The following is an 18,551-nucleotide window of genomic DNA, read 5'->3' on the forward strand; positions in this document are numbered from 1 at the left end:
CAAAACCCTGAATCAGCAGTAAAATATGGGGCAAAAAAAACGCTCCATCAAATTGATGGAGCGGATGGCAATTCATTATTGTTGTATTATGTCCCGGTATCGTTTTACTCAGGATTTAGGTTAATATCGGTTAACTTTAAAATCAGAGATGCCGCCACTCATGTGGATCAGGATCCTGTTTTTTGCGGCATCGAAGCCGTCGGTTTCGTAGTCGTTATCACTCTTTTTACTGAAGCCCTCAAACTCGTTTGATGAGAGGCCTGTGTTGGATGTGATACGGCAGGCAGCGCCTTTTGGTACACTTATAATAACCTCAGATGCACCGGTTGAAACCTCTACATTTGTGGTTCCAAATGGGGCTCCAAGCTTCACATTAAACGAGGCTGCTCCGCCCTTTAAAGATAGGGTTTTTATTTTGAATTTCGAAAGATCAAAATTTAAATCTGTTGCACCCGTAGTTACGTCAATATCCCACACCGGATTTGTGTTTAATTTGATGTCGGCCTTGTTATTTTTCTGGTCGTTTGAGTCAAAATGAAAGCCTTTGTTATTCTTCAAATTAAGGTTAAGTACATATACCGAATCATCTTTACTATGATTAAAAGTATACTTACCGTAAAGCTCCTGTGTTTGGGCACTGAATAAATCGGCAGTGCTGTCACTTAAGTTATATATGGTGCCGCCGCCGGTAATGGTAAGGCGGGCATGTTTAATACCGGCAGAATATTCCTCTTTGAAGGTTTTATCGCCGCCTATTTTTACTACGCCCTGATCGGTATTAGTGGTATCACTATCGTCATCGTCGTTGTCATTATTATAATCATCGCTGTGAAAGGTCCAGGCGTTTGGCCAAAAGTGATAACGCTTACCAAAATTGCCAAATACCAATAGTGCAAAACAGCCTATTACTACCGCAAGCTTCAATATGGTAGCCAGCGGCGACCGGTTGCCCGCAAACACCAGGCTGATGCCCCCCATAATTAAAAATATAGGCCAAAGATATAGGAGGTTCATCCAGTCGAAATTTATTACGTGGAAGTTATCCAGCAGGAATACAACTCCCAACAACACCAGGATCGCGCCCGGAACAAGTTTATCGCTTTTCATAATTTTATATGGTTGGAGGTGTATCTTTAGTTTCAGTTTCGTCTTTAGCAGGTTCTGCTTCGGGGTTATCGGTTACCTCGTTAGCGTGCCAGTTTTGTTTTTCCCAAGGTTGTTTCTTCACTCCTGAAATTATGAGTGCTATACCCGCACCCACCAGCAGTACAGGCCAAAGGTTTTCAAAATCCCAGTCGGGCATCAGGTTAAGCTCGTTAAGCAGAAATACAGATCCCAAAAGGATCATCGCCACACCAAATATCAGCCCTACCGTTGAAGCCTGTTTTTTTGGAGGATGTACAAAAGGCGGAGCGTTAAAAGGCTGGCTGCCAAATTTCGGGTCATAAAATGGTCCTGATTGCGATGCATCCGCAAACGGATTGTCCTGTGGCGGTACCCTGTAATCAACACCCGGGTTAAAGTTGAAGCCTTTTTTTGGCAGCACTATCCATAACACTATATATATAGGTAAGCTAAAGCCTTTTAAAATAAGGGTCACTAAAAATATCGCCCTGATCACTGCTACATCCGTGCCGAAGTGCTCTGCAAGGCCCGCGCAAACACCGCCTATTACCTTGTGGTGCTCGTCGCGATGAAGTTTCTTTTCCATAATTTATGTTCGTTTATGTTTAAAGTTGATTTATCATAATTGGCCCGGCGCAGGTTTGATGATGATTTCGTCGACATTGGCACCCGTGCTCATCCTGTAAATATTGATGATTGCCGATGCTATGTCTTCGGGCAGCACCATGGTGTTTTTGTCAACAACCGCGTCTTTCCACGAATCCGTTAATGTTGATCCGGGTATTACGGCGGTAACTTTTACACCATGCTCCTGCATCTCGAGCCTCATTACCTTTGTTAGACCTAACAGCGCGTACTTTGTTACACTATAACTACCGGCTTGTGGTATAGGATTTAATGACGCTACCGAACATATATTAAAGAAGTGGCCTTTACGTGCATTTGCCATCGTTTTACCAAAATAACGGTACAGTTCGTAGGCCGGCATCAGGTTAGTATTCACCTGGATCTGGAAAGTATCCTCGGTATCATCCAATATGCTTGAAGGTATAAATGTGCCTAAATTATTTACCACAACATCAATAAAACCAAGTTCCGCTTCGGCTGCGGTAGCAAAATTCAGCAGCTCGGCTTTTTTGCTGCCATCGACTTTCATGGCAAAAACTTTCACCCCCGGATCAATTTCTTCGAGCTCTTCTTTAAAATTTAATAATTCTTGCTCATTCCGCGAACAAATTGCCACGTTTAATCCTTCATTAGCAAAAGCAATAGCAATTGAGCGGCCCATGCCTTTAGTTGAACCGGTGATGAGTACGTTTTTCATATTGTTTAAATTAATTTTTATAGTTAGTGAAGCTTTATGCCCGCAATTTACGTAAGCATAATAATTGAAACGCTTACAAAATTGAATTTAAATGACTTGTTTTAACACTTGACCATTTAACCTTAAAGGTAAAAAAGCGTATTTTTAACCGATTTTTAGAAGAACAAATGTTTGAAAGTTTAGGAAGATACATACTCTTACTGCGTTTAAGTTTCAGAAAGCCCGAAAAGTTCAGTGTATACTGGGCCGAAGTAATGCGCGAAATGGTATCGGTAGGCATCGGATCGTTGGGTATTATCTCAATCATATCTGTATTTATAGGAGCGGCGACAACTATCCAGGTAGCTTTTCAGCTATCAAGCCCGCTGGTACCGCTTAGTATAGCGGGTAAAATAGCGCGCGACTCTACCATCCTTGAATTTAGTCCAACCATATCGGCGCTGGTATTGGCCGGGCGCGTTGGCTCAAGCATTGCATCTCAAATTGGTACTATGCGGGTTACCGAGCAAATTGACGCCCTCGAAATTATGGGTGTTAATGCTCCGGGGTATCTGATATCGCCCAAGATCATTGCCGGCATGAGCATGGTACCACTGTTGGTTATCGCTTCAATAACTTTAGGCATTACAGGTGGCTATATAGCCTGCGTGGCCTCTGGTGATATTACACCTGCCGATTATATTGTAGGGGTACGCGATGGCTTTGATGGCTTAACAGTAAGGGTGGCGCTTGTTAAAGCAATTGTTTTTGGCTTTATCATTGCTTCTATCTGTGCTTACCAGGGTTTTTACACATCGGGCGGCGCACTTGAGGTTGGCCAATCAGCTACCAAAGGTGTGGTTTTCAGTTGCGTAATGATCTTATTTGCCGACCTTGTTATCACCCGTTTAATGTTATGATCGAAATTAAAGACATTCATAAATCCTTTGGCGAAAATCAGGTTCTTAAGGGAATCAGCTCAATTTTTCATGAAGGCAAGAACAACCTGATCATTGGCGGTTCGGGCTCGGGTAAAACAACGTTGTTAAAATGTATAGTGGGTTTACATGAGCCAACTAAAGGCCAGGTTTTTTTCGACAATGAAAATTTCACCGAGATGGATTTTGAGCAGCGTGTACCAATCCGCACAAGTATCGGTATGCTTTTTCAAAATTCGGCCCTGTTTGATTCCATGACGGTTGAAGAGAATATCATGTTCCCACTAAATCTGTTCACTAACAGATCAAAAGCAGAAAAGCTTGAACGGGCCAACTTTTGCCTGGAACGGGTTAATCTTGCGGGCAAAAACAAACTTTTTCCTGCCGAACTATCAGGTGGTATGAAAAAGCGCGTTGGCATTGCCCGTGCCATTTCCATGCAGCCGAAATATCTTTTTGTAGATGAGCCAAACTCCGGCCTCGATCCTAAAACGTCTATATTAATTGACGAGCTGATAGCTGAACTTACCCAGGAGTATAGCATAACCACAGTTGTGGTAACCCACGATATGAACTCGGTAATGGGGATCGGTGATCATATCCTTTTTTTACACCAGGGGCAAAAATGGTGGGAAGGCAGCAATAAGGAAATTGCCCATACCGATAATAAGGAACTGAATGACTTTGTATTTGCCAGCAAATTTATGCAGGCGGCAAAGGAAAAATTGTAGTTGGCAGTTTTGAGTTGGCAGTAAGCGGTTATAGCACTATTGGGATAATAACTATATTTGCAACCTATTTAGACTGAGGCATGCAAACTGCCGACAGCATACTGCAAACTGAACAAGAATGATCCAACTACTTACCCCAACGCACTGGAAAGATTACGAGCTGATTGATTGCGGCGATTTTGAAAAGCTGGAACGCTTTGGGAACACCATACTCATCCGCCCCGAACCACAAGCGGTTTGGAACAAAACCCTGCCCGCTTCTGAATGGCAGCGCTTACATCATATTAAATTTAAAGGACGTTCGGCAACATCGGGCGAGTGGGTTAAAAAAGATCCTAAAACTCCCGACCGCTGGCATATCGAATACAAAAATAAGGAAGCAGCCATTAAATTCAGGCTGGGTTTAACTTCATTTAAACATGTGGGTATTTTCCCGGAGCAGGCCGTAAACTGGGATTACATCAGCCAAAACGTTAAAAGATTTAAAACCCCCGAGCCCAAAGTACTCAACCTGTTCGCATACACTGGCGGCGCTTCGTTAATTGCACGGGCTGCCGGCGCTGATACCACCCACGTTGATTCCATAAAACAAGTAGTAACCTGGGGCAACGAAAACCAGGAGCTCTCAGGTCTTAAAGATATTCGCTGGGTGATTGAAGATGCCCTGAAATTCGTAAAGCGCGAATTGAGACGCGGCAAAAAATACAACGGGATCATCCTTGATCCACCGGCCTACGGCAATGGCCCTAACGGCGAAAAATGGAAACTGGAAGATAACATCACCGAAATGATGCGTGATGTAACCCAGCTGCTCGACCCTGAAGAGCACTTCCTGATCCTCAACACTTACTCGCTTGGCTTCTCATCGGTTATAGTTGAAAACCTCATCAAAAGTTCGTTCCCTCAGGTGCAAAACCTTGAAATAGGCGAGCTTTACCTGCAGGCCACAGCCGGGCCAAAACTACCTTTAGGGGTTTTTGGAAAATTTCATAAAATTAAAAGTAATTAACTTCCAATATCTATCTTTGGCGGCAACCGAACCAACACAATTGCTGCTCATAAGTGGCTGGAAATTAAATTAAACACACCTTACATACACCTGCATTATATTGAACGTAAAAACAATGAAATTAAAAACGCTTGTACTATCAGCTACATTTGTGGCATCGGCAGCTTTGCTTTTAAACAGCTGCTCTCAAAATGGCAATAATGCCAAAACCGACGGTAAAAAAACCGCTGCTGCAGCTAAAGGTGATTCGGCCCAGGCTGAAACAGCAGATACCCTAAGCGTTAAAAAATCAACCTACCCTCCTGTTGATAAAAAACTGTACGATTCATTGATGAAGTTCAATGCTCATGGCGATACTACCGGCAGGTGGCCTGTAAAAAACACTCCCTACCCAGTAGGCGGTGCTATTTTGCCATTTAAACGTGTGGTTGCTTTTTATGGAAACCTTTACTCAAAAAAAATGGGCATTTTGGGCGAATTACCGCCAAACGAAATGTTAGCCAAACTTAAAGGTGAGGTAAAACATTGGGAAAAGGCTGATCCAAAAACACCGGTGCAGCCAGCATTGCACTACATTGCAGTTGTGGCCCAGGGTGATGGCGGTAAAGACGGAAAATTCCGTTACCGCATGCCGTTCAAACAAATAGACAGCGTATTGGTGCTGGCTAAAAAAGCCCATGCAATTGTATTTTTAGACGTGCAGGTAGCATTAAGCAATATCCGCGCAGAGTTGCCATTGTTTGAAAAATACCTTGAATTACCACAAGTGCATTTTGGTATGGACCCTGAATTTTCGATGAAAGACGGTACCCACCCGGGCAAAAAGATAGGCACTTATGATGCAGATGATATTAATTATGTATCAGACTACCTTACCAAAATTGTTAAGAAAAATGGCTTGCCGCCAAAGATCCTGGTAGTTCACCGCTTTACTAAAAAAATGGTAACTAACTACAAAAACATAAAATTGCATCCGGAAGTTCAAGTTGTGATGGATATGGATGGCTGGGGCGAACCTGATCTGAAAACCGGCACTTACCGCTACTTCATTAACCAGGAGCCGGTTCAGTTTACGGGCTTTAAACTGTTCTACAAAAACGATATCAAAAAAGCACCTCACCACATGTTAACTCCAGAGGAAGTTTTATCAAGATACAAACCATATCCGATTTACATTCAATATCAATAATCTTAAGTCGGGAGTCTTAAGCCCGAAGTAAAAAGTCTTAAATCAGAAGTTGAAAGTCCTGGGTAAGTAATAAAATTATTTACTCGGGACTTTTGTGTTTAAAGCTATATTTTCGAGGTCTAACAAAAAGGCGTCATTGCGAGGAACGAAGCAATCGCGAACTATACAGGGTGATTCTGCCTGTCGGGGATTGCTTCGTTCCTTACAGTAATGACGTTTCTAATTATACTATTTTTATCAAGTCATTTTAAACAGCTTCTACTTTAACAAAACACTTATGATAAAATGGGGCATTATCGGTTGCGGGCGAATCGCGCACAGGTTTATGCAGGGCTTTGCTGCCGTGCCGGATATTGAATTGGTAGCTTCCTATTCGCGTCGGCCTGAAACAGTTACTGCCTTTACAACACAGTATGGCGGCCTCGCCTGTGCAAGTGTTGATAAGCTGCTAGCCAGCGATATTGACGCTGTTTATATAGCTACACTGCCTGATAGTCATGCTGCTTATAGCATAGCGGCATTGAAAGCAGGCAAGCATGTACTTTGCGAAAAACCAGTAACTGTAAACCTTGCCGAACTTGATGAAGTACTTGCTGTTGTAAAACAAACAGGCTTGCTTTTTATGGAAGGCATGAAGCCACCATTCTTCCCATTATATCCTAAGCTGAAAGAATACCTGATCAATGATCCGATTGGCCCGGTGGGTTATGTAAGGGCAGGCTCTGCCGTAGCGGATTGCCCGCCCGATCATCCGAATTATAACCTTGACCTTATAGGTGGCAGCCTGATGGGAATCGCAATTTATGAAGCCTTTTTAGCGCTCGACTGGCTTGGCCCCATGCAGGATATCCAAACCATGGGCAGGTTTGGCAAAACGGGGATTGATATGTTTGCCATTTTCCAAACGCTACACCAAAATGGTTATGCCCAGCTTTATTGCGGCTTTGATATGCATGGGAAAGGCGATGCGTTAATTGCAGGTACGCTGGGCCATATAACCATCCACAAAAATTGGTGGAACCCATCAAAAGCAACCATTAGCTACCTTGACGGCCGCACAGTAGAACTGGATGAACCATTTACCGCCGGCGGACTTAACTATGAGATCATTCATTTCTGCGAGCTCATAAAACAAGGCAAAACCGAAAGCCCGGTACTCCCTCATGAATTGTCCCGGCAAATGATAGCCATGATAGACAAAGCGAGGGAGCAGATAGGTTTAAAATATCCGGTGGAAAAGTAGAATCTCATTTATATTTGTATTGCTGAGTGTTTAAATCCGGCGGGCTCTGAAGGTAAATTGACAAAAGGGCCTGTCATCCTGAACCTGTCGAAGGACGCGCGCAGAGGCCCGCCCGCTATGCTTCGACGGGCTCAGCATGACACCCATTTTTATTATGTCATGGGTAACGTAGTGGGGCATCTTCTGAACAAGGCACAGCGAATTTACAGGAGGAAGAAGATTCTTCTTCCCTCAGCATGACAAAAGTAAAAATTAAAGCTTAGCCGAATTAAGCACCGGATTTTGACTGGCATTTACCTGGTAAGTGTAGATAGCGTTTTGCTCATCAACTTCAACAATCCGGTAACCTTTGTAATCGGTACCCCAGTCGCCGCCTATATGCGAATCGAAAAAATGCGGAAGTTTATCTGTGTAACGTACACCATCTAACAGGTGATCATGTCCGTGAAAAACAGCTTTCACATTAGGATAAGCGTGCAGCAATTCAATGGTCTCGGGGCAATCAACAAATACATCGTTTTTCACCCATTTGGTAGGCGGGATATGCAGTACTACGAAAACGATCTTCTTACCGGCAAATTTATCTAAGGATGCTTTAAGGAAAGCATTATTGGGGCAGGTATAAATACCCTTGGTATCGGCAGTGTGGGCTAATACAAAAGCTATATCGCCAAACTCTACTGTATACTTATCCTCATAACCGAAAGCGTTCTTCCAAATTGTGGCATCGGCAAAGTCATGATTACCGGGAATGGTGTGATAAGGAACGTTTAACTTATCAAGGTATTTGGTTTTGATCTCCGGGAGCAAATCCGGACGGTTATGCACAAGGTCACCATTCACGATCACAAAATCCAGATGATTTCTGCTATGATCTTCATTAAGCCACTTAATCATATTACCGGTATGTAATGGGAAATCAGTTTCCGGCTGACCGTAATGAATATCAGATGCCAGAGCGAACCTTAATTTAAGTTTGGCTTTGGTAGTGCGGCTATACCGGTTGTTTTCGGCAGCGAAACTGTTAACAGCAGGTAAAAGGCTTAAAGCGGCTACACCTGTTAAGGCGGTGCCGAAAAATTCGCGGCGCGAGGTCATAGAATCTTATTTTGTTAGCAAAGGTAGTTTTGGGGTGTTAAATAAAGGTTAAGAAACTGTCTGAATCAGAATTTTCAGAATTTAAGAATATCCAGAATATGATGTGTTTATTCTAAAAATTCAAACATTCTGAAAATTCTGATTCAGACAATTTACCTCAAGCCCTTCTCCTTCAAAAACTTCACTAAAGCCGCCGGGTGATCAGTCTGTAAACCCTTCAATCCTACAGCAAGCGCTTTGCTCCAATCTGCAGGGCCTTCTCCGGCACTTTGAATATCCGGCCAAACCGGGATGTGGTATTCTCCTGCCAATGCAACCATATCGCTGGTATATTGATTGTATGAACCGTCAAGAATATCAGGATGATATTGGTCGATAAAGCTTTTCATGCCGGTAGTATTTTTAACGCTATCAGGTAGGCTCAGCATCAACGGCATTTTAGGGGCAGCTTTGCGCCAGCCCGTAAACTGGGCAGCACTGTTGATATAAACCAACACCTGTTTTTCCATACCATATTCCCTGATCATCTGATAAGCCTGTTCTGGGTCGGCAGCTTTAAAGTCAAGGTAAATCCCTATCCGGTTTTTACATACTTTGAGGATCTGCTTAAAGGTCGGGATCCGGAATACCTCTTTGCTTGAAGTATCCTTACTCTTTACTTTTAGCTGTAGTAGTTCAGCAAGTGTAAAATCTTTGAGTTGGCCTTTGCCATCGGTCATGCGGTTGATGCTGGCATCATGCATGCTCACCAGTTCGCCATCTTTGGTGGTGCGTAGGTCAATTTCCACATAATCTGCCTCGTTTTTGATGGCTTGCTGGTATGCTTCAAGTGTATTTTCAGGGTATATCACATGATCCCCCCGGTGAGCTGCGATTATAAACTTATGTTTTGATTTTGGGGCAGGATTTGGGTTAAAAAAACCTGTGCTCAAAATAAGAGCAATGAATGAAATCAATGAAAATTGCATTGTTTTTAAGAAGATAAAGAATTTTTAATTAATTATAGTACCCGAGGTTTTTTTCCCTTTTTGCTTATAATGATCTTCGCGCTCCCTGTCTTCGTCATCCATCTCGACACTTTTTTTAATTTTGCGCCAGTTGGTGTTTTTGCCGTAGCGGGCCATCGCTTTTTTAGTATCGAATATCCGGGTATCACTTTTATCAAAAGTGTACGGGGTATAATCGGGCTTGTCGGTAAAAAAATCCTGCAACAAGCATGCGGTAACATCATACTGGTTTACATATGGTACACCCAACACGTTATAAATGGTTTTTAATATCGACCCAAAATTGGCATGGGTATGGCTTACATAACCCTTCTTAACATACGGACCGGCCAGCATCAGAATGGAACGATGGGCATCCACATGGTCAACGCCGCCCTGCGGATCATCTTCAGTAATAATTACCAGCATATTTTTCCAGTATTTGGTGTGCGACAGGAAATCAAGTATGCGACCTACAGCCAGATCATTATCGGCCATGTAGGATTGGCGATACGGATAACCATCTTTGGGCCTTAGGTCTGCGCCGTGATCATTAGGTACCTGCATAGTGATGAGCGATGGCATTTTCTTTTTACCGGTGATCCACATTTTGGTGAACTCACTTTTAAATTGCTCAACCCTAAACTGATCAGGGATGTTGGTATTAAAGCCGGCGTAATTATGACTTGTACGGGTAAATAAAGCTCTTTGCATAGGCACCATCACAAGGTGTGCAGCACCTGTATTGGTATCTTCCCATGTTTCGCGCACGTGGGCGGTTTCATTAGCCTCTCCAAAATTATAAAAGTCAACATGTTTACGCTCCAGGGCTTCCCACAAGCCGCCCGTTTCTGCATAATCTTCCGGATCCATACTTCCGGTTGAACCAGGAAAACGCCTGCCCGGTGCATTAGAAAACAACTTTGCAGTTTTGCTCACGTTTGAATTTGCTTCCACCCATTCGTTTGGAATAACACCCATCATCCAGTGATGCCCGTGTATGGATGCATCGCTATCGCAATAGTAATTATCAGAAAATGCAAATTGCTGCGCTGCCTTAATATGATTTGGCGAAACTTTTAATCCCGGAAACTTCACCCGTAAAGCATCAGGCAGGGTATATTCGCAATTTATGCCAAAACGGGCGAGCGTACTATCGCCCCTGGCATTTTTAAGCTGACCAAAAACCTCGTCGTAGGTACGATTTTCTTTGGTGATGTAAACAATATATTTTATCGGAGTTGGCGATGCACCAGGCAATAAGGGTAATGGATTTTTAGTATCGATGGCAACACTTTTGCTTACAAAGGTATTATTAATAACCTGTTGCGTATAAGCAGTCAGCCGGGTATCATCAGGCATAGCTACTTTTTGAAATGTACCCAGCTGGATATCGCCAATGTAAGTGCCTTGTGGTGGCGTAACAAAACCGCTGCCCCCATTTGGCCCGGCACCGTAACCGCGGCAGGAAGTGATATACATCTCCTTTTCATCTGCTGACAGTTTTACCCTTGATGTTCCCCAGCCGGTTGGTATTAAACCTTTAGTTGTTTGGGTAGCAATATCAATTACAGCAACCGCGTTAAAGCCTAATAAGGCAACATATAAAGTTTTTTCGTCTTTACTTAAGCTAATGCCAAAGGGTAATAATCCCCTGAACTTATCAATTCGGCTATCTACCCTGATAGGTATATCACCTAAAAGTTTATGGTTCTTATAATCGATGACAGTAATATTATCATTGGTGGCATTGGTAACATAAGCGTAACTGCCACCAACGGCTATTGAATTAGGACTTGCACCGCCTGTTACCTCGGCGTCTTCCAGCATTTGTCCTATCTGGTGCCCGGTTTTAAATTTATCAACAACCTTATTGGTTCCAAGATCAATAGTGAAAACGCTCATAGCCTCCGGCGATAAAGGATCGCCCACACCAGGTATTTTACGGCCTTCAATCTCTGTTCCCTCACGCGATTCCTTTGTATTATCACCATAAGGGTGCTGAGAGATCATGATCGAATCGGCATTTTGAGGTGTTGCACCTTTGATCAGCGGATAGGCATACATGCCCACATTTGCCACAAACGCAGTCTTTTTATCCGGACTAAGCGCAAGCCCAAATGGTTGCCGGCCAGCATCTATCGAAGCGGTGATCTTTTTTGTTGCCAGGTCAATGCGCACTAGGCGAAAGTTGCCACGATCTAAAACCAGTAATTCGTTATTATCTGCATTTAACAACAAGTCAGACGTAAAGCTGTCGTCATAATCTTTATTGCCCACTTTTCCGTTTAGCGAGAGTGAATCGATCTTTTTAAGTTTTTCAGCATCATAAATAATAACAGCTCCATTGTCTCCTCCACTGAGGTACAATGTTTTTGAATCGGGCGAAAAAGCAACACCCAAAAATGACCCGTTGCTTAAAGGGGATTTTATAGTTTTATCGTAGCTGGGTACCCTGACAGCATCCATAGCAGCTAAATCAATAATGGTAATCACTCCGTTATGTAAGGTAACGGCCTTTTTTCCGTCGGGCGATATGGATAAACCAAAGGGATCATGCGTAATACGCAATGTTTTACCCGCCGGCGTAATAAATCTGCCGCTTGGTAAAACCGAAGTACCGTTTGTATTTATGTTGCAATACTCGTTAACGCCCGGTACCTGCAAAATACTTACCTGCTTTTGGGCAAATGCGCAGCAAATTGTGCTTGTTAAAATTGCGGTAGCTAAAAATACTTTATTCATCGTCCACTCTTTTAAATACTTATCATTATAACGTATCGTTTATTTGCCGGTAACACTACCTATAGCATCACCAACCTCATGACCTGCAGCAGCCTTAAAATCAAAGCCTAATAAATTAGCTATAGTTTGGGCCAGTTGTTTATGATAGGTTATAGCAGCCAATTTCATTTCGCCTGAGGCTGGGGTGTCCGGACCAATAACGGCAAACCAGGTTTGTTCTGAATGTACTATGTCCGATCCATGATCATGCCATTTTTTTATCGGCTCGTCGCCCCTGCCATGGTCACAGGTAATGATCAGGGTCGTTTTGTTTTTATATKCCGGCTCTGATTGGATGTAATCCCAAAGCTGTTTTATAAAGCCATCTTCCTGTTTAACACGATCAAGATAAAACTTATAATTGCCTGCATGGGCCATATCATCCGGTTCATCAAATGAAACATACAATGCACGTGGCTTGTACTGCATCATATAGTTTTTAGCAAATTCAAACGTCAGAAAGTCTATACGAGTTGAATCACTGATATAACGAGGGGCTTCCAGCTGAAGCTCATTCAGGTGTTTCAGACGGTCATTCATGCCCGGAACTTCTAAAGGCATAAAACCGGCGTTCACTAAAATACCGGCACGTTTCGGGCTCAAGATCTGTGAAAAGCGTTCCCACGATGCAAAGGCAGCTACTTTATTTTCAAAGCCCTTTTGCTTGTTCAAAAATTCAAGCAGGTTCACATTGGGATTGTAAATACCGTCATTAGTGTTCATCCGTTTATCGGGGAACCCGGTAAATATTTCATTGTATCCCGGGTATGAAAAATGATAAGGATTAGCAACCTCATCCTTACTACCTAAATCGCGATTCCCGTACAGCTGTCCTTTTTCAACCACTGTACTCCAAAAGAAAGGCATCAGCAATTTACGGCGATGAGCATTTGCATCTGTCCAAAAGTTCTTACGTACCTCATCCTTGTCATGGGTATCGTTTGAATTGATAATGGCCGAATCAGCACCGCGGAAAACTTCCTGCCAGCGCAGTCCGTCGATAGTAACGATAACTACATTTTGTGTTTTGTGCGTTTGCGCATACAAGGCTGGGATCCACAACGCGAATAATGCAAATAAGATAACTTTTTTCATAGTTGTTGTTTTTAATGATAAAGGCCCCTGAGTAGCGGGGCCTTTATGTAGATTAATTAAAACGTATAATCAGATGTTATTTAAGCAACCACATAGTAGCGTTAATGTCATCACTGCCACCGAACTGGCTTGTTAATGCCGCTTTATAATTTGTAGCATTAACGGTACGCTCAGATTGAGGATATTCAAAGCGTTTAGGGATACGGCTGCTATTACCTGTACCCGGACCGGTAGTAAAGGTTGGAACACCGGTACGGCGATAGTTAAAGTAAGCCTCTAAACCTGAATGGCGGAACATCGCAAGATATTTTTGCTGCAATATTTGGGTAAGGCCGGTTGTACCATCGGCGTATTTTACAGTTGGTTGTGCATAATATGTGGTCCAGTTTACAGTAACCGGGAACACATCATAACTTGACTGATCGGCAGGGCCTTTTGTTGCACCTGGCCTGTAAAAGTAAGCAGAGAATATGCTTGCACCTGCAGCTGTTGGGATACCGTAATATTGGTACGATGCCTGGATACCGTTAACATAATAAGTTTCGGCATTACCTGAAGCCCAACCGCGGTTAATACCTTCGGCAATGTTAAACATCAGTTCAGGGTATCCGATCTGGATGCTTGGTTCGCCGATATAGGTTGAGTAAAAATGTTTACGGTTGATGAACGAATAACGCTGTAAAGTTGCGTTGTTGTACATCACACCAAGGTCAAGGCCCGGATCGGCACCAACAAATGAATCAAAACTTGTCGGACTTTGTTTCAAAGTATCAACCAGGTAACGTGAAGGCTCAGCAGTTACAAAAACCCTTGGATCTTTTAAGTTGGTAAGCAAACCAACGTAAGTTGCTGATGAATTTTGCCTTGAACCGTTTTGGCCGAAGTTATCAGGGTTTTGAGGATAGTAGTTGCTTGGCGCTACAAATTTATATTGCAGGTTATCATCAGAGCTTGCCATGATAGGGTATTTAGCCGGGTTACCAATTATAGCAGCGAATTGCCCTTTTACATCAATATCGGCAGTCTTCTTGCTTAACTCAAGCAATAACCTGATATGGAAGGTATTTACCGTTTTTTGCCATTTTGCAAGATCGTTACCAAAATAAATATCATTTGATAAAGCGGCACCAACACCTGTACCACCTGCATTCGGATTGGCAATCAGTGCAGTCATATCGGTATTGGCTGCCTCAAGCCATGCCAAACACTGTACCATCACATCTTTCTGTGCATCATATTTTGGAGTAAGGTTATCCAAACCTTTTAGCGCGTCGGTCATTGGGATATCACCTTCTTCCAGGCTCATTTTGCTGAAGAAGTAGGCCCTGAAAAATTTACCCAAAGCTTCGTAAGGATTTACTGCTGCACCACCGGTTGCCGCAGCGCGCTGTTCCATTGCTACTACGTTTTTTAATGTATTGTAATAATTGTCGCCGCCATTAGCAAAATCATCGTAACGGTTGTTGCCATAGTAGTCATAGTTATAAAGGTAGTACTGACCATAGATCTCGTTTTCTGATTGCGGCAGATCGGCCATTTTGTTAAGGATACCGTTGAATAATAATGATGCAGGTACTACACTTGGCACATTATTATTTTTGGTAAGGTCCTCAAAACTCTTCTTACATCCGGATACTGTTAGCAAAGCAAACGCCGGCAGTATTAAAATTCTAAATATCTTTTTCATAATCATCGTATGTTTTATTAGAATGATACATTTAAGTTAAAACCATAGCTACGTACTGTAGGCGACTGCAATACAGTTGAAGAAGTAGCGTAGTTATACTGATCTAAATCCACATCCTTGAAGCGTTTGTCTCCGTAGAAGTATAAAAGGTTACGGCCATAAACTGATACCGATGCCTTTTTGATGAATGATTTATCAAGCCATGCTTTAGGGAAATCATAACCAAGGCTTACTTCACGAAGTTTTGAGAAGGTTTTGCTCATGAGGTTTGACTCATCAACATTGTAATATTTACTCACATAATCCTGAACCAGGGCTGTTTGCTTATTAGGAGCATATTGCAAAGCACCGTAGTTGATAATTTTACCGGTTGCAGGGTCATAGTTAATAGCTGCGCCGTTTGATACAGTTACGCCTTCGCCTACGTAGCTACCGTTGTAACCTTTTTTACCAAAGTTTTGCCAGTCTTTATAGCGGGCATCACCCAAAGCGCCTGTAGCAGTTTCAATATTTGAACCACCACGCATGGTTTTGTTGTGCATGTAATCGATGATCACACCACCAACAGAGCCATCAAACTGGAAACCCAGATTAAAGTTTTTATAATGCAGTTTGTTGGCAAAGCTCCATGAGTATTTAGCATTTTCGTTACCTAAATACTGAGGAACCGGTAAGGCTAACGGTTTGCCGGCAGCATCATTGATAATTTGACCTTGTGGTGTTCTGGCAAAAGCAGTACCATATAGTTTATCGGTACGATCGCCTTTCTTGAAGAAGGTTTGGTAAGAATCCTGACCTGGAGGCAGTTCTTCATAAACGTCTTTAAAGGTTGATACGTTAACCAAAACATTCCAGCCAAAGCCGCCAAGGTTTTTGATCGGGGTACCTTCCAATGAAAACTCGTAACCTGTTTTCTTTGTTTTTAAAGCGTTCAGGTATAAGGTAGTATAACCGGTAGCGGTTGATATAGAGTTAGCCAAAATCTGCGGACCATCGATGTATTGGAACGTTGTTGCCGATAAACCTAAACGATTTTGCAGGAATTTGATATCGAAACCTTCCTCGTAGTTAACACGGGTTGAGGTTTTGATGTTGTTTTGGTATAAAAAGTCAGATGCAGAAGCTGCAGGCTGGCTGTTATATGGTTTGCTGGTTAGGTAGAACGGATTAAGCTGATAGCTTGGACCGTTGTAAGGTGAATTGTAAGTACTACCGTAACCAAGCGGATTTAAGAATAAAGGGTTTGAATTAGGGTTGCTGGTAGTTGTTGAACCGCCGTAAACCGAAATCGCGTTAAAAGGTGCAGGGCCAATTGTTGAGCTTGAAGCATCAGCTTTTACTGTTGAGTAAGATGCCCTTGCTTTCAAGAATGAAATAACCTCTGGCAGTTTAACATAATCAGAGATTACCGTTGCTGCCGATAAACTTGGATAATAATAAGTAGTAACGTTTTGGAAAGCCGATGATTTATCGATACGGCCGGTGCTTGATAAGGTAGCATATTTACCAAATGTAGCATCAATTGAGTAGTAACCGCTCAGTACACGTTCTGCTGATGAGAAGTTGGTTGACTGTACAGCATTTTTTGAGTTGCTGAAAGCATAAACTTCAGGCACGTTCAAATAATCTGTTGATGTCCAGCTTGAGTTGTAGTTAAAGCTACGCAGGTTTGAACCAACTAAACCTGATAAGTTCACGAAGTTTTTGATAGTATAGTTGTAGTTAACAAATAACTCGGTGTTGTTATCAAAAAGGTTACGGCGGTCTTCGCGGTAATCCCCCTGGTTACCTTCACGACCATAAGGGTGGGCCGAAAATGGCAGGTCCTCAGTACGCAGGATATTATAGGTATCAATTTGCGAACGTAAAGTAACGTTTAAGTTATCGTTGATCTTGAAGTTTCCAGACAAGTAACCGTAAACATCATTTTTGTAATGACCGCGGGTCCATTTTTCAGTTAACAGGTAAGGGTTATGATAACGGGTGTACTCAGCAAATACTGATTGTACGCCTTCTTTACCTGGCTGCCAGATAGCTTTGATATCTGGTGCATTGATATTCCAGTCGGCACCTGTCCAAACAGCGATGTTATAGATAATACTGTTAGGGCCGTACTGAACGTCTGGAAAGTTATCAGTTGATTGCCTGTTGAAATCAACGTTTGCTTCAAATTTCCAACGTTTTGTAGGGGTGAACTGAGCGTAAAAGTTAGCGTTGGCTATATCAAGATATTGAGAAGGGATATAGCTGGTTTGATGTTGCTGTGAAACCGAAAAGCGGGTTACATAAGTATCGCCAACAGAACCTAATGAAATGTTGTTGTTGGTTTGGTAACCGGTTTTCAAAAAGTTTTTCAGGTTGTCTTTACCACGCGCAACCCATGGAGTACCCTGGCGAACGCCATTAACAACAGGGCTGTCATACTGAGGGATCAGCTGACCTGCAAAATAAGGTCCCCAAACGTCATAATCACTATCTACACCACCTGGTGCACCACCTTTACCATCAACAAATGTGTAAAAAGTGTTTTCGCCCGGGCCAAATGTGTTTTGTGTACGTGGGAAAGCAAGGAAGCCGGTATTCATTACCGTACTGCTGTTTATATCAACAGTTAAACCTTTTTTGTTTTTCTCACCTTTTTTGGTGGTGATCAAAATAGCACCGTTTTGTGCACGGCTACCGTAAAGCGCCGCAGCCGATGGGCCTTTTAATACAGTGTAAGTTTCAATATCATCGGGGCTGATATTATAGGTATCAGTGTTAATAGGGAAACCATCCACTACGTATAATGAAACCGCGTTACCCCTGATCAATACAGAAGGGTTACCCAATAACTCGGCCGAAGGGCCTACCGATAAACCTGCAACTTTACCTGTTAAACCGGTAATAGGGTTAGGGTCACGGGCTGTAGTAACGTCAGCTCCGCTTACTGATTGAGTTGAATAACCGATACGGCGTGTTTCTTTCTTAACACCCAAGGCAGTTACAACAACCTCGTTCAGGGCCCTGCTATCACCAATAAGGCTTACGTTTATGGTTGTTTTGTTATCAACCACTACATAAACCGGGGCATAACCTACAAACGAGTAAACAAGTGTTTGACCTGCATTTGCAGTAATACTGTAATGACCGTCAATATCAGTAACGGTGCCTTTGTTTTGATCTTTAATTCTTACACTTACGCCTGGCAGTGGCAAGTGTTTGTCATCGGTAACAGTACCGTTTATTTTGGTTTGTCCGAATAAAATAGATGGAGCTACGCAAAATAACAAAACCGTTATTACGGTTTTTAATCTCTGGTAAATCTTGTTCATCTGCTAAAATTTAAGGGTGAAATAGTTAAGTTCTTCATACAGCAATACT

14 protein-coding genes are annotated in these 18,551 nt (G+C 42.6%); 5 read left to right on the forward strand and 9 right to left on the reverse strand.

Annotation, left to right across the window (positions count from 1 at the left end):
* Positions 1-120 precede the first annotated feature (120 nt).
* Genes AC1DUD_RS14740 through AC1DUD_RS14750 form a run of 3 tightly spaced genes read right to left on the reverse strand, consistent with a single transcriptional unit; the run spans position 121 to position 2,449 of the window.
* Positions 121-1,107 carry a LiaI-LiaF-like domain-containing protein gene (locus tag AC1DUD_RS14740; protein ID WP_477375557.1) on the reverse strand — a complete coding sequence of 329 codons (987 nt, stop codon included), beginning with the start codon at positions 1,105-1,107 and terminating at the stop codon, positions 121-123.
* A gap of 4 nt (positions 1,108-1,111) precedes the next feature.
* The gene (locus AC1DUD_RS14745) at positions 1,112-1,711 is read right to left on the reverse strand and encodes a PspC domain-containing protein (RefSeq protein ID WP_477375559.1); all 600 of its coding nucleotides are present in this window, start codon (positions 1,709-1,711) and stop codon (positions 1,112-1,114) included.
* Between the two features lie 33 nt (positions 1,712-1,744).
* Entirely contained in the window at positions 1,745-2,449 is a 705-nt protein-coding gene (locus tag AC1DUD_RS14750; RefSeq protein WP_477375561.1) for an SDR family oxidoreductase, read from the reverse strand.
* 167 nt (positions 2,450-2,616) lie between these two features.
* Between AC1DUD_RS14750 and AC1DUD_RS14755 the strand changes: the two genes are divergently transcribed.
* The 5 genes from AC1DUD_RS14755 to AC1DUD_RS14775 all read left to right on the forward strand — a co-directional run bounded on the left by AC1DUD_RS14755 (position 2,617) and on the right by AC1DUD_RS14775 (position 7,538).
* Positions 2,617-3,348 (forward strand): MlaE family ABC transporter permease, encoded by a 732-nt coding sequence (locus AC1DUD_RS14755; RefSeq protein WP_243485392.1) that lies wholly within the window; start codon positions 2,617-2,619, stop codon positions 3,346-3,348.
* Positions 3,345-4,097, forward strand: a complete 753-nt coding sequence (locus AC1DUD_RS14760; RefSeq protein ID WP_477375563.1) for an ABC transporter ATP-binding protein — start codon at positions 3,345-3,347, stop codon at positions 4,095-4,097. Before AC1DUD_RS14755 ends, AC1DUD_RS14760 begins: the two co-directional genes overlap by 4 nt.
* A 118-nt stretch (positions 4,098-4,215) precedes the next feature.
* Positions 4,216-5,106: a class I SAM-dependent methyltransferase gene (locus tag AC1DUD_RS14765; RefSeq protein ID WP_477375565.1), complete on the forward strand. Its 891-nt coding sequence runs from the start codon at positions 4,216-4,218 to the stop codon at positions 5,104-5,106.
* Between the two features lie 115 nt (positions 5,107-5,221).
* Entirely contained in the window at positions 5,222-6,295 is a 1,074-nt protein-coding gene (locus AC1DUD_RS14770; protein ID WP_477375567.1) for a hypothetical protein, read from the forward strand.
* Positions 6,296-6,572: 277 nt separating this feature from the next.
* Positions 6,573-7,538 (forward strand): Gfo/Idh/MocA family protein, encoded by a 966-nt coding sequence (locus AC1DUD_RS14775; RefSeq protein WP_477375569.1) that lies wholly within the window; start codon positions 6,573-6,575, stop codon positions 7,536-7,538.
* 252 nt (positions 7,539-7,790) lie between these two features.
* Here the strand turns inward: AC1DUD_RS14775 and AC1DUD_RS14780 are convergent, their stop codons facing one another.
* The 6 genes from AC1DUD_RS14780 to AC1DUD_RS14805 all read right to left on the reverse strand — a co-directional run bounded on the left by AC1DUD_RS14780 (position 7,791) and on the right by AC1DUD_RS14805 (position 18,502).
* Positions 7,791-8,636, reverse strand: coding sequence for a metallophosphoesterase family protein (locus AC1DUD_RS14780; RefSeq protein ID WP_477375571.1), 846 nt, complete (start codon positions 8,634-8,636; stop codon positions 7,791-7,793).
* Positions 8,637-8,788: 152 nt separating this feature from the next.
* Positions 8,789-9,604 (reverse strand): glycerophosphodiester phosphodiesterase, encoded by an 816-nt coding sequence (locus AC1DUD_RS14785; RefSeq protein ID WP_477375573.1) that lies wholly within the window; start codon positions 9,602-9,604, stop codon positions 8,789-8,791.
* A 24-nt stretch (positions 9,605-9,628) separates the two neighbouring features.
* Positions 9,629-12,367 (reverse strand): hypothetical protein, encoded by a 2,739-nt coding sequence (locus AC1DUD_RS14790; RefSeq protein WP_477375575.1) that lies wholly within the window; start codon positions 12,365-12,367, stop codon positions 9,629-9,631.
* A gap of 39 nt (positions 12,368-12,406) precedes the next feature.
* The gene (locus AC1DUD_RS14795) at positions 12,407-13,501 is read right to left on the reverse strand and encodes an alkaline phosphatase family protein (RefSeq protein WP_477375577.1); all 1,095 of its coding nucleotides are present in this window, start codon (positions 13,499-13,501) and stop codon (positions 12,407-12,409) included.
* 76 nt (positions 13,502-13,577) lie between these two features.
* On the reverse strand, positions 13,578-15,188 hold the full coding sequence (locus AC1DUD_RS14800) for a SusD/RagB family nutrient-binding outer membrane lipoprotein (RefSeq protein WP_477375579.1): 1,611 nt from the start codon (positions 15,186-15,188) through the stop codon (positions 13,578-13,580).
* Between the two features lie 17 nt (positions 15,189-15,205).
* Entirely contained in the window at positions 15,206-18,502 is a 3,297-nt protein-coding gene (locus AC1DUD_RS14805) for a SusC/RagA family TonB-linked outer membrane protein (protein ID WP_477375581.1), read from the reverse strand.
* Between the last annotated feature and the right edge of the window lie 49 nt (positions 18,503-18,551).

This window comes from Mucilaginibacter sp. P4_A11 (genome assembly GCF_056402535.1).